General features: G+C 42.2%; 12 protein-coding genes. 8 read left to right on the top strand and 4 right to left on the bottom strand.

What is annotated here, in order from left to right:
• Together B0H50_RS02460 and B0H50_RS02455 are read left to right on the top strand one after the other, a co-directional pair.
• Positions 1–575, top strand: a 575-nt coding sequence (locus B0H50_RS02460; protein ID WP_146193658.1) for an IS256 family transposase, incomplete at its 5' end; no start/stop codon positions are given.
• Positions 576–950: 375 nt separating this feature from the next.
• On the top strand, positions 951–1,832 hold the full coding sequence (locus B0H50_RS02455; RefSeq protein ID WP_106197510.1) for a DNA-methyltransferase: 882 nt from the start codon (positions 951–953) through the stop codon (positions 1,830–1,832).
• A 111-nt stretch (positions 1,833–1,943) separates the two neighbouring features.
• Here B0H50_RS02455 and B0H50_RS02445 read toward each other — a convergent pair whose 3' ends face one another.
• Both B0H50_RS02445 and B0H50_RS02440 read right to left on the bottom strand, forming a co-directional pair.
• Positions 1,944–3,302: an MATE family efflux transporter gene (locus B0H50_RS02445; RefSeq protein WP_106197511.1), complete on the bottom strand. Its 1,359-nt coding sequence runs from the start codon at positions 3,300–3,302 to the stop codon at positions 1,944–1,946.
• The gene (locus B0H50_RS02440) at positions 3,268–3,894 is read right to left on the bottom strand and encodes a sugar O-acetyltransferase (RefSeq protein ID WP_109587185.1); all 627 of its coding nucleotides are present in this window, start codon (positions 3,892–3,894) and stop codon (positions 3,268–3,270) included. The genes B0H50_RS02445 and B0H50_RS02440 overlap by 35 nt, the downstream gene beginning before the upstream one ends.
• A 101-nt stretch (positions 3,895–3,995) precedes the next feature.
• Here B0H50_RS02440 and B0H50_RS02435 point away from each other — a divergent pair, with 101 nt between their 5' ends.
• The 6 genes from B0H50_RS02435 to B0H50_RS02410 all read left to right on the top strand — a co-directional run bounded on the left by B0H50_RS02435 (position 3,996) and on the right by B0H50_RS02410 (position 9,885).
• Positions 3,996–4,865, top strand: coding sequence for an AraC family transcriptional regulator (locus tag B0H50_RS02435; protein WP_106197513.1), 870 nt, complete (start codon positions 3,996–3,998; stop codon positions 4,863–4,865).
• Between the two features lie 82 nt (positions 4,866–4,947).
• Positions 4,948–6,129, top strand: coding sequence for an iron-containing alcohol dehydrogenase (locus B0H50_RS02430; protein WP_106197514.1), 1,182 nt, complete (start codon positions 4,948–4,950; stop codon positions 6,127–6,129).
• 87 nt (positions 6,130–6,216) lie between these two features.
• Positions 6,217–6,810: an adenylate kinase family protein gene (locus B0H50_RS02425; protein ID WP_106197515.1), complete on the top strand. Its 594-nt coding sequence runs from the start codon at positions 6,217–6,219 to the stop codon at positions 6,808–6,810.
• A 129-nt stretch (positions 6,811–6,939) separates the two neighbouring features.
• Complete coding sequence (gene dapB, locus B0H50_RS02420) at positions 6,940–7,770, top strand: dihydrodipicolinate reductase (protein WP_106197516.1); 831 nt, start codon at positions 6,940–6,942, stop codon at positions 7,768–7,770.
• A gap of 15 nt (positions 7,771–7,785) precedes the next feature.
• Positions 7,786–8,787, top strand: a complete 1,002-nt coding sequence (gene hemB, locus B0H50_RS02415) for a porphobilinogen synthase (protein ID WP_109587184.1) — start codon at positions 7,786–7,788, stop codon at positions 8,785–8,787.
• Positions 8,788–9,885 carry a fibrobacter succinogenes major paralogous domain-containing protein gene (locus tag B0H50_RS02410; protein WP_106197518.1) on the top strand — a complete coding sequence of 366 codons (1,098 nt, stop codon included), beginning with the start codon at positions 8,788–8,790 and terminating at the stop codon, positions 9,883–9,885.
• A gap of 110 nt (positions 9,886–9,995) precedes the next feature.
• Here B0H50_RS02410 and serC read toward each other — a convergent pair whose 3' ends face one another.
• Together serC and B0H50_RS02400 are read right to left on the bottom strand one after the other, a co-directional pair.
• Positions 9,996–11,102 carry a 3-phosphoserine/phosphohydroxythreonine transaminase gene (serC, locus tag B0H50_RS02405; protein ID WP_106197519.1) on the bottom strand — a complete coding sequence of 369 codons (1,107 nt, stop codon included), beginning with the start codon at positions 11,100–11,102 and terminating at the stop codon, positions 9,996–9,998.
• A 117-nt stretch (positions 11,103–11,219) separates the two neighbouring features.
• On the bottom strand, positions 11,220–11,741 hold the full coding sequence (locus tag B0H50_RS02400) for an HD domain-containing protein (RefSeq protein WP_233244478.1): 522 nt from the start codon (positions 11,739–11,741) through the stop codon (positions 11,220–11,222).
• Positions 11,742–11,856: the final 115 nt, after the last annotated feature.

The raw sequence follows: 11,856 nt of genomic DNA, 5'->3' as shown, positions 1-11,856 counted from the left end.
TGAAAAATCGCGGAGTGGAAGACATTCTCATCGCTTGTGTAGACGGACTTTCAGGCTTTCCGGACGCAATAGAATCCGTGTTTCCAAAGACCAATGTTCAGTTGTGTGTAGTGCATCAAATTCGAAATTCACTCAAGTACATTAACGCAAAATCACAAAAAGAATTTTTGAAAGAACTGAAGTTAGTTTATGCGGCATCGACCAAAACGGAAGCCGAAATTGCACTCAAAAAATTAGAAGAAAATTGGGCAAAAAAATATCCAATCGTCATTCAATCTTGGAAAGAAAAATGGGATAAACTTTCGTGTTATTTTGATTATCCAAGTGAAATTCGTCGCATTATTTATACGACAAATACTGTCGAAGGTTATCATCGCCAAATTCGAAAAGTGACAAAAACAAAAGGTCTGTTTCCAAATGATGACTCGCTTGTAAAACTCGTGTACTTGGCGTATCGAAATATCAAAAAGAAGTGGAAAAAGCCATTGCAAAACTGGACAACTTGCGTACAAAAATTATCGATTCTTTTTGGTCAAAGATTTAATCCACTCAACTTAAATCAAATTCCAAAATGAATTTTCTCCGCCCCCAAACGGAAACACAAAAACTTTAATTGGATGATTTTTTTTCAAACAAGGAATGATAATTTTATCATTTCTTGTTATATTTGAATTGCTTCAAAAGGAGAAATTTGAAGTTGTCGCAAAGACAAAATCGAGTTGAAAAAACATCGCTTTGATTTTGCTTTTCGCTTCTTCAATTTTGAAATTTCAAAGCTCTTTTTTTAGCTAACAAAAACTAAATGACACAGTTTATTTGACAGAACCTAGGAAATCCAAAATATAAAGACACCTTAGATTATATAATCAGTATGAATTGTTTTTACTATTTTGAATATATTCCGTTAGAAAAATTAGGTTTACCAGTACCTGAAATGGAAATTTTGCCTGATGCCTAAATCTTTCTACAAATCTCAAAACCACGATTTTAATCTAATTCAAGGAAACTGCATTCAAGTTTTAAATGAACTTGATTTTCAGTTTGATATGATTTTTGCAGATCCTCCATATTTCTTGTCTAATGGCGGAATCTCAGTTCAAAGTGGTAAACAAGTCTCCGTCAACAAAGGCTCTTGGGATAAATCTCATGGATTTGAAAGTGACAATGAATTTAACCGAAAATGGATTTCTGCTTGTCGTAATCGATTAAAAGAAGATGGTTCCATTTGGATTAGCGGAACATACCATAATATTTTTTCAGTAGCTCAAATGTTAAACGAACTTGATTTTCGAATTTTAAATTGCATCACTTGGGCAAAAACAAATCCGCCGCCTAATTTGAGTTGCAAATTTTTTACGCATTCGACAGAATTTATTCTTTGGGCTCGAAAAAACAAAAAAGTCCCGCATTATTTTAATTATGAGTTGATGAAAAAAATAAATGGCGGCACGCAAATGCGAGATGTTTGGCAAATGCCTGCGATTGGGCGTTGGGAAAAATCTTGTGGGAAACATCCGACGCAAAAACCATTACCGCTTTTAGCTAGAATAATTCAAGCTTCAACGAAAGAAAATGCTTGGATTTTAGATCCTTTTTCAGGATCAAGTACAACAGGGATTGCAGCTAACCTTTTGAATCGCCGTTTTTTAGGAATTGAACAAGAATCGGAATTTTTAGAATTATCTAAAAAACGTCGCGAAGAAATTGAGCAAATTTCAATTCGAAGCGATTATCAAAATCGAATCTGTAAAACTCAAGATAGTCAAATGCAACTTGTTTTTGAATTGCGTGAAAATACTGTGGATTATGGAATTGATTTACCGATTGGGTAGAGGAAAGTAATTGACTACACATTGCATTCTTTAGTCATGTAGATATTTAGGATTTTCATAATCATAAAAAGTTTTCGCCTAAGGCGCGAAAGTTCTTTCATGTTTTAAGTCTCACCGCGTAATATTTTTCACCCACCTGTATTTTTTGTAATGCAAATATACGGCGGGCAGTTTCACGATTTCGTCTAAGTTCACAATAAAAAATACAGCGAGGACGGGGAGCTTTAAGACAAACGCGGCAAAAAATCCGAGTGGAACAGTCACGCACCACATGGTGATTGAGTCGCAGACAAATCCGAATTTGGAATCACCGCCCGCGCAGAAAATGCCCGCAATCGTTGTGCTGTTGATGGATTTTCCAAGCATGTAATACGAACACATCAAAAGCATCCATTTCAAATATTCATTTGCCGTTTCCGATAAATTGGCAAATGAAGTAATTAAAAACGAAAGCGGGATAAATAAAATTCCAGAAATCGTCCCGAGGAAAATCGCCAAGTGGCACAACTTTTCCCCGCATAATTTTGCATGTTCTAAATTACCTTTTCCAAGTTCAATGCCGACTAAAATGCCGCCACCGCTTCCGAGCCCAATACAAAAACAAGCGATTAAATTTTTCGCAATGTTTGTAATCGAGTTTGCGGCAACGGCGTCGCTTCCCAAGTGCCCCATGATGACAGAATACATCGTAAAGCCTACGCCCCAAACGATTTCGTTTCCTAAAACGGGGAATGTATATTTCCAAAAATCGCGAACAAAAATGATATCGTTTCGAATTAAATGTTTGATTTGGAAATTGATTTGACTTTTGAATTTGAAATCTAAAATGCACCAAGTGAGTTCGATTATTTTTGCGCAAACCGTCGCTAGTGCGGCTCCCGCAATTCCAAGCGCAGGGAATGAAAATAATCCGAAAATAAAAATCGCATTGAAAATAATATTTGCCACAACGCCGACAGAACTAATCAAACTGCTTTGAAACGCCCTTTCGCAATTTTTAAAAAGGCATAAAAAGATTTGCGAAATCCCTGTCAAAAAATACGAGAACGAAACGACTTTTAAATACTTTGCACCATCGAAAATCAAATCTTTTTCGTTTGTGAAAATTTGCATCAATTCCGCGGGGAAAATAAATGCGACGATGGAAAATAAAAGGGAAAGTATCGCAGAAATTTTAAGCCCGTAGCAAAAAATTTTCGAAACCGCTTCGGTATCTTTTTTGCCCCAATATTGCGCGAGTAAAATCGAAAGTCCAATCGTTAAAGCCGCAAGAAATAAGCTTTGCACAAAGCTGATTTGCGAGGCAAGAGCTACCGCTGACAAAGCATTTTGCGATAACTTTCCAAGCATTAAAGCATCGCTTGCACTGACTAAGGCAAGCATGAATTGCTGAAAAGTTATCGGCAAAACAAGTGAAACTAATTTACTTGTAAAATCACTTTGTGTTTTTAACTTTGTCCCAAATTTCATCGTCAAAAACCTTGTCTTTGAAATAGAACTTCCGATCTTCTTCGGTGATTTTGCGGATGACTTTGCACGGGTTTCCGGCGGCGATGACATTATCGGGAATGTTTTTCGTGACGACACTTCCGGCGCCGATGACGACATTGTTTCCGATTTTTACGCCTGGCAAAATGACAGAATTTCCGCCCACCCAGACATCGTTTCCGATTTCTACAGGAATGCCGTATTCATACATCGATCTTCTGCTTACAGGGTGAATGGGGTGGCCTGCGGTATACACAGAAACCGACGGTCCGAAGAATACATTATCGCCAATCGTAATTTTTCCGACATCGAGCATCACGCAAAAAGCGTTTGCGTAAAAGTTATCGCCCACTTGAATGTGAGTTCCGTATTCGTAATGAAACGGAGGTTCAAAGTAAAGCGAGCCCGAATGTTTAATGCCTGCTTCGTCTAAGCATTTTAAACCTTCTAAATCAAAAGGCATCATTTGATTATACTTTCGAATGCATTTTTTGGCGACGAGTTGTTGCGCGGTAACGCTTTCGTCTGCAAAGTAAGCCATGCCAGAATCGCGGCGTGTGATATTGTCTATCATAAAAATATCCTTTTGTTTTACGAGTATAATTATACAATTAAAATTTACAGATTAAAATCAATTTTCTATCTATTTCTATAACAATCCTGCGCGAGGTGGCTATGCCAGTGGAACTAGATTTAAACGATGACCGCTCTGAAAAAATCCATTATGATTTTGAAGATTATCCAATTTTGGTGAACAAAGCGCATCTTTCGACCTACCCCAATTTTTCGGCCCCAAGCCATTGGCACGATTCGATTGAAATCGTTGTCGTGTTGTCGGGATTTATGAATTACAATGTGAACGGAAAAATTATTCCGATGAATCCGGGCGAAGGTGCTTTTGTAAATTCGAGGCAATTGCATTTTGGATATTCCGACGAACAAGAATGTGAATTTATTTTTGCTGTCATTCATCCAATATTACTTTGTTCGTCAGTAGCCGTAGAAAAAGATTTTGTGATGCCGCTTGTGAAAAATCAAAACGCCGCTTTTTTAAAATTGGAAAAACAAAATCCGATTCATCAAAAAGTGATTGAAAATTTAAAATTGATGTATCAAGCCAAAAATTCAAAAACAGCTCCGCTTGAAATTCAATCTTTATTTGCGATGATGTGGGCAAGCCTTTTCAAACTCTTGATGAAAGAAAATGAAAAGCCCAAAAAACAATCGGGCGATTTAACGATTCTAAAAAATATCGTCGGGTTCATTCAACAAAATTTTAGTGACAAATTAACGCTTAACGAAATTGCGAAAGCAGGCTGCGTGGGACAAAGCAAATGCTGCAAATTGTTTAATCAATTTTTTCATCAAACCCCCAACGAATTTTTAACCGCCTATCGTTTAAGCAAAGCATGTGAACTTTTAAAAACATCAGACGATTCCATTGAAAATATCGCGTTTAGCGTCGGCTTTTCGGGCGCAAGTTATTTCGCCGAAACATTCAAAAAAGCATTTGCGCAAAGCCCGAAAGAATACAGGAAAAATTAGGAGTGAGAATTTCTCATCATTGTTCATTTTGCATTGTCCATTGTGAATTGAAATAGTGATTATATTTTGGCGGAGGTTTTTTATGAAGAATTTTATTTATGAAACGCCCACGAAAGTTTATTTTGGTGCTGGCGAAGAATTGCGGGTTGGAAAATTAGTGAAGGAATTTTCGCCGAAAAAAGTGTTGATTCATTATGGCGGAAAGTCGGCGAAAGAAAGCGGGCTTTTGGACCGCGTCAAAAAATGTTTGAACGATGAAAAAATTGCGTTTGTAGAACTCGGCGGCGTCATTGCAAATCCCGAACTTTCGTTAGTGCGAAAAGGAATTGATTTGTGTTTGCGCGAAGGAGTCGATTTTATTTTGGCAGTGGGCGGCGGCTCGGTGATGGATTCGTCAAAAGATATTGCGAATGGCGCTGCGAATCCCGAAATCGATGTGTGGGATTTTTCGCTCCGAAAAGCAGAACCGAAAAAGACGATTCCGAAAGGGGCGATTTTAACACTTGCGGCTGCGGGTTCGGAAATGTCCAATTCGTGCGTGATTACGAATGCAGAAACCGGAGAAAAACGCGGATATAGTTCGAGTTTTAATCGCATGAATTTTGCGATTGAAAATCCGGAATTGACTTTTAGCGTGAATGCGTATCAAACGGCTTGCGGCATTGTCGATATTGCGATGCACACGATTGAACGTTATTTTTGTCCGGGCGAAGAAACCTATTTAACGGATTCTATTGCGGAAGCGGTTATCAAAAGTGTGATGAAAGCGGGGAAGGATTGTTTGAAAAATCCAAACGATTATACGGCTCGCGCAAATATGATGTGGGCGTCTTCGCTCGCGCATAATGGACTCACCGGCTGCGGTCGCGAATTTCAATTAGTCGTGCATCAGTTGGAACATGAAGTTTCTGGAATGTATCCGAAAATTTCTCACGGCGCAGGACTTGCGGCGCTTTGGTGCAGTTGGGCGCGTTATGTTTACAAATCCAATGTAAATCGATTCTTGCAATACGCAAAAAATGTGTGGAATTTAGACATCGATTTTGAACATCCCGAAAAGACTGTCGAATGCGCAATTGATTTGCAAGAAAAATTTTATGCGTCGATTGGAATGCCGACGAATTTAAAAATGCTCGGCGTGAAAAAAGAATCTTTAGAAAAATTGGCGTTAGATTGTTCGCGAAATAAAACGCGTTCTTTAATCGGTTATAAACCGCTCGCTTACGAAGATATTTTGAAAATTTTTGAACTGGCATATGAATAAAGGAAAAGGATTGAATCCGCTACGAAAAGATGGAAAAATTCTTTCTATATTTGCAGCGCAAAACAATTCTTTTATGAGGATTCTCTTATGGCAATTTCTGCTGTTTTGATTTTCGGTGCTCCGGGTTCTGGAAAAGGAACTGTCGGCGCAAAACTCGCGGCTACGACTTCGCTCAAGCATCTTTCGACTGGCGATATTTTCCGCGGCATTGCTCCGTCGAGCGAATCGGGCAAGCTCCTTGCTTCTTATTCGAGCAAAGGCCTTCTCGTTCCGGACGAAGCGACTGTGAAAATTTTCGAACGTTATGTCGAAGGTTTGGTGAACACGAATAAGTTGAATCCGGAAAAGGATACTCTCCTTTTGGACGGTATTCCTCGTACGGTTGCGCAGGTAGATCTCATCAAGTCTATCGTCGATGTGAAGCACATTTTTGTTCTCGATATTAAGGATGAAGCGACAATCGTTGCACGTCTTTTGAATCGCGCAAAAATCGAAGGCCGCAAAGATGACGCCGACGAAAATGTGATTAAGAATCGTTTGAATGTTTACAAAGATTCTACTGCAAAAGTTTTGGAAAAGTACGATTCCAAAATCATCAGCCACATCGTGGGCGATAACACTCCGGACGAAGTTTTCCGCGATGTGCTCAGCGCTTATGTGGATTTTAAGAAAAACGCTTAATCGTTTTTTTTCAAGGAAAAGAGCCGCAGCGATGCGGTTCTTTTTTGTTTTCGAAAAGACTTACGAAAAGCGGGTGCTAAATTTTCTATCTTTGTCGCGGAATAAAAGCTGTATAGCAAGGAGTGTCTTATGGCAACTTTGGTCATGGTGAATGGAATCCCAGGAAATATGGGAAAAATCGTCGCCGAAACTTGTGTGAAGCGCGGACTTGAATTGGTTCCGTTTTCGCTCACCGGTGAAATCATCGTCGAAAATGAATCCGAAGTTGCAGGCAAAAAAATTCAGCTTTTAAAACCGTCGAATCGCGAAGCGCGTATTGGCGAAGTGCTCGAAAAATATCCGGGTCTTATCGCGGTCGATTTTACGCATCCGAGCGCAGTGAATGATAATGCAAAATTTTATGTGGCGCACAAAATTCCTTTTGTGATGGGAACGACGGGCGGCGACCGCGAAGCGTTGAAAAAACTCGTCGCCGATGCAAATCATCCGAGCGTTATTGCGCCGAATATGGCGAAGCAAATTGTCGCATTCCAAGCGATGATCGAATGGCTTGCCGAAACTTTCCCGACGGCATTCTCGGGCTATAAACTTTCGATTGTCGAAAGTCATCAAAAGACAAAAGCCGATACGAGCGGAACCGCAAAAGCGGTGGCGCAGTCTTTTGCCAAAATGGGATTTGACATCGACGAAAGTAAAATTGAAAAAGTGCGGAATGATAAAGATTCGATGGAACGGATGCATGTGCCCGCGGAATATCTTTCGGGTCATGCGTTCCACACTTATTCTCTCGATAGCGAAGATGGCACCGTTCATTTTGAATTCCAACACAATGTCTGCGGCCGTAAAATTTACGCCGAAGGTTCGGTGGATGCGGTGAATTTCTTAGCCGAAAAATTGAAAGAAGGAAACGCGCGTCCGTTTGATATGATGGACGTTCTCCGTTCGGGAAAAATGCGTTAACAGTCAGGTGAAAAAATGAATGAATTTACTTTGGATTTGAATCAACGTCCGCGGAGAAATCGCAAGAGCGCAACTGTCCGCGCTCTCGTGCGTGAAACGGAAATTTCGGTGAAGGATTTTGTTTATCCCGTTTTCATCATGGAAGGCGAAAATAAAGAAGAACCGATTCCGTCGATGCCGGGAATGACCCGCAAAACCGTGGACGTTCTTTTGAAAGAAATTGAAGAATGTGTAGCGCTTGGCGTCAAAGCGATTGCGCCGTTCCCCAGTATCGCCGAAGAAAAGAAAGATCACAAAGGCAGCGAAAGTTATAATCCGAATGGACTTGTGCCGACTTGCGTTCGTGCGATTAAAGAAAAATTTCCGGATGTCGTCGTGATGACCGATGCCGCGCTCGATCCGTTTAACATCGATGGACACGATGGAATCGTTGCAGAAAACGGCGAAATCTTAAATGATGAAACCGTTGACGTTCTTTGCAAAATGGCGGTTTGTCATGCGAAAGCGGGTGCCGATTTTGTTTGCCCGTCCGATATGATGGACGGAAGAATTGGTGCGATTCGTAGTGCGCTCGATGCCGCAGGATTTACGAACACTTCGATTATGGCTTACAGTGCAAAGTATGCGTCGGCATTTTACGGACCATTCCGCGATGCGCTTGATTCGGCACCGAAAGCGGGCGATAAAAAAACATATCAAATGGATCCCGCTAATCGTCGGGAAGCCATCCGCGAAGTCGCCTTGGATATTAACGAAGGCGCAGACATTGTGATGGTAAAACCAGCGTGTTATTATTTGGACGTTCTTCGCGAAGTCGCAGACTTTTCGGAAGTTCCAGTCGCCGCATATCAAGTGAGCGGAGAATATGCGATGCTTTGTGCCGCTGCAGAAAATGGTTGGCTAGATCGCAATCGCGTCATCCTCGAAAGTTTGATGGGAATTAAACGGGCGGGGGCAAAAATGATTTGGACTTACTTTGCCAAGGAAGCGGCAAAACTTTTACAAGGGGAAAGCTAAATGAAAATTTTGGCAGGAATGTTTGGTTTGGTTTTATTGTGCGCCAATGTCTTTGCGGTTCAACCGAAAACATGGGATGCGATATTCCATGCAGAAGGGCAAGGCGAATACGAAAGCGTTCCCGTCGTCGGGCAAATTCGCTTTATGCAATACGAATATTACGGTGAAAAGCAACCGGTATCGTTTGCTGTGAAAGGCGACAATGTCGATTTCGTCGTCTCGGGCGTGATGAAAGTGGCTGCGGATACCGTCGAAAATAAACGCTTTTACGGAGTCTGCAATAAGACGAAAGAAGCGTGGATTTCGTATGTGATGAAACCGCAGAAATTTGGCAAAGAAGAATTGATCGTCGATATTAAAGGTGTCGATTTGGCTTGTGACGATGAATTGTATGCGTTGCGCGATTTGCGCGTCAAATTCAAAAATCCCGCAGCTCAAAAATATTGGGTCGCAAATAAAGAACGCTCCGAAAGACATCAGCGCGATCAGCTCGCCGCTTTCCGCATTAAAGAGCAAGAACATTTCCAAGAAGTGAAGCAAAATTCGGGATTTGTTACCGATGTCCGCGATGGTCAAGTTTACCGGACGATTAAAATTGACGGCAGAACATGGCTTGCGCAAAATATGAATTATAACATCCCCGGAGAATCTTGGTGCTACGATGACAAAGACAATTACTGCATGCGCAGCGGTCGTCTTTATTCGTTAGAAGGTGCGCGCAAAGCTTGCCCGAAAGGATTCCATTTGCCGCGTGATCGCGAATGGCAAGATATGCTCACCGGTTTAACGGGCTGCTACGACGGCGTGCAAAAATGCGAAGCATTTGCGTCGAAGTTAAAAGCGCGCTCGGGTTGGCAAGGTGGCGGCGGAACAGATGAATATGGATTTACCGCATTCGGTTCTGGTCGTCGTGAAATTTTGGGCCGCGGGCATCGCTATGTAGAAATGGGCGAATACACGGCATTCTGGAGTTCGCAAAATGGACGCAATGCGACGATTTGGATTTGGGTCTTAGGCCGCATGGGCGATAACATGGTCCGCGAATTAGCGCCGCACGCAGAAAACGGTTATTCTGTCCGCTGCATTGACGGCGACTAATTTCTAATGAAAACGCAGAAAGTTTGAGCCTCGCGCTGAAATTTTCTGCATCAAATGCAAAACAAAAAAGCTCGCATCGCTGCGAGCTTTTTTTGTGAAAACCGCGGGAATTATCCCAAGACTTTCTTTTCGAAATCGCCGAGGCAATCGACCAAAGCCTGCACGCCTTCGATAGGCATTGCATTGTAAATCGAAGCGCGGAAGCCGCCGACAGAACGGTGACCCTTGAGCTGTTGCAAACCACGAGCCTTTGCAAAATCCAAGAATTCCTTTGCCAATTCGTCGTTCTTTTCGGCAGAGACCACTTCTTTGTTGAAGACGAACGGAACGTTCATCATCGAGCGGTCTTCTTTTGCAGCCGTGCCGACGAACACCTTCGAAGCGTCCAATGCACCGTAGAGAAGAGCTGCTTTTTCGCGGTTGATTTTTTCAATGGCATCGATACCGCCGATATCCTTCAACCATTTGAGAGTGCGGTTCATCACGTAGACTGCAAATACCGGAGGCGTGTTGAACATATTTGCGCCATCGATATGCGTCTGGAAATTGAGCATTGTCGGAATCTTGCGATCCACGGTGCCGAGAAGACCTTTGCGGATAATCGAAACGGTAACGCCAGCGCAGCTAATGTTCTTTTGAGCGCCGCCGTAAATCATACCGAAGTCCGAAACGTTCACTTTACGAGCGAGAAAGTCCGAGCTCATATCGCAAACGAGATAACCCGATTTGGGCTTCGGGAAGTTGTGCCATTCGGTTCCGTAAATGGTGTTGTTGCCGGTGATGTGCAGATATTTTGCGTTATCGCTCATCTGCAAATTCTTGTCAATGTGATTGTAAACGTCGGCCTTGGTGGAGCAAGCGACATTCACATTGCCGAATTGCTTTGCTTCTTTCAAAGCTTTGCCCGCCCACACGCCGGTATCGGTATAGTCAGCCGTTTCATTTTGTCCGAGAAGATTCATCGGAACCATGCAGAACAAGAGAGAACAACCACCGCCGAGGAACACGATATCGTAGTTTTCAGGAATGCCCATCAAGTCGCGGAGAAATTGTTCGGTTTCTGCGAACATGTCTCCAATCGGCTTTGAACGGTGGCTCATCGAAAGAATACTGATGCCACTGTTTGCGTAATCGATGCAGGCAGCAGATGCTTCTTTGAGGGCCTGTTCCGGCAGGACCGAAGGACCTGCGCTGAAGTTATAGACTTTATTTGCCATGGTAATGTTCCTTATTAGGGTTGTGAGCCTCGAAAGGCTAGCGCGGTAAATGTAACAAATGAACGCTCAAACGACAACAGAATAACAAAAAAGGCAGGAATCGTCCTGCCTTGAAATTTATTCTTCGAGTGCCGCAATCGCTGCTTTATACTTCTTCAGACGGAATTGCGTCTTGAGTTCGCGACGTTCTTGGCGATGAATGTACTTGTCTTCTTGAAGGACGCTCAAAATGGCGGCTTTTGCTTTCGCTGCAATGGGATCGTCTTTCAAAGTCTTGACGAAGTGGACGAATTCTTTTTCGCGGGCTTCGTAAGTAGATTCTTCGGCGGGGACGCCTTGAGCCATCAATTTGCAGCTGTATTCGTCAATCCAACCTTGATTCTTGTGATAGGTCATCTTCTTGATGCGTGCAATCATCTCGGCAGGGACGCCCATTTTAAGGACATCTTCTTCGGAGAGTTTCGTCGCCGGCGTGAGAATATCTTGCAAAACAGCAAGAGCTTGCACCTCTTCGGATTCGCCTTTATTTTTCAAATGTTCCGCCACACTTTTGAGAAAGTCAATGTATGGACCGCCCGCTTTATCTTTGAGACCTGCGTGGGCTTTTTCGGCAATGGCGAGAGCTTCGTTTAATGTCATGATCTACCTTTCAAATAGTTTCTTCTTATAATATAGATTTGTCCATTCTCAAAAAAGCAAAAAAAATGCAATTTCTCGATGGATTTTTTGTCAGCCTTTTGTTTGAAAAATGCAG

Source organism: Hallerella porci, assembly GCF_003148885.1.
Taxonomy (GTDB): Bacteria; Fibrobacterota; Fibrobacteria; order Fibrobacterales; family Fibrobacteraceae; genus Hallerella; species Hallerella porci.
Note: the sequence above shows the minus strand (reverse complement) of the source record. Positions and strands in the feature narration are given on the sequence as shown.

Bases quoted from the DNA above. Each gene is read 5' to 3' on its own strand.
- B0H50_RS02455 (WP_106197510.1), top strand. From the start codon at position 951: ATGCCTAAATCTTTCTACAAATCTCAAAACCACGATTTTAATCTAATT.
- B0H50_RS02445 (WP_106197511.1), bottom strand. From the start codon at position 3,302: ATGAAATTTGGGACAAAGTTAAAAACACAAAGTGATTTTACAAGTAAA.
- B0H50_RS02440 (WP_109587185.1), bottom strand. From the start codon at position 3,894: ATGATAGACAATATCACACGCCGCGATTCTGGCATGGCTTACTTTGCA.
- B0H50_RS02435 (WP_106197513.1), top strand. From the start codon at position 3,996: ATGCCAGTGGAACTAGATTTAAACGATGACCGCTCTGAAAAAATCCAT.
- B0H50_RS02430 (WP_106197514.1), top strand. From the start codon at position 4,948: ATGAAGAATTTTATTTATGAAACGCCCACGAAAGTTTATTTTGGTGCT.
- B0H50_RS02425 (WP_106197515.1), top strand. From the start codon at position 6,217: ATGGCAATTTCTGCTGTTTTGATTTTCGGTGCTCCGGGTTCTGGAAAA.
- dapB (WP_106197516.1), top strand. From the start codon at position 6,940: ATGGCAACTTTGGTCATGGTGAATGGAATCCCAGGAAATATGGGAAAA.
- hemB (WP_109587184.1), top strand. From the start codon at position 7,786: ATGAATGAATTTACTTTGGATTTGAATCAACGTCCGCGGAGAAATCGC.
- B0H50_RS02410 (WP_106197518.1), top strand. From the start codon at position 8,788: ATGAAAATTTTGGCAGGAATGTTTGGTTTGGTTTTATTGTGCGCCAAT.
- serC (WP_106197519.1), bottom strand. From the start codon at position 11,102: ATGGCAAATAAAGTCTATAACTTCAGCGCAGGTCCTTCGGTCCTGCCG.
- B0H50_RS02400 (WP_233244478.1), bottom strand. From the start codon at position 11,741: ATGACATTAAACGAAGCTCTCGCCATTGCCGAAAAAGCCCACGCAGGT.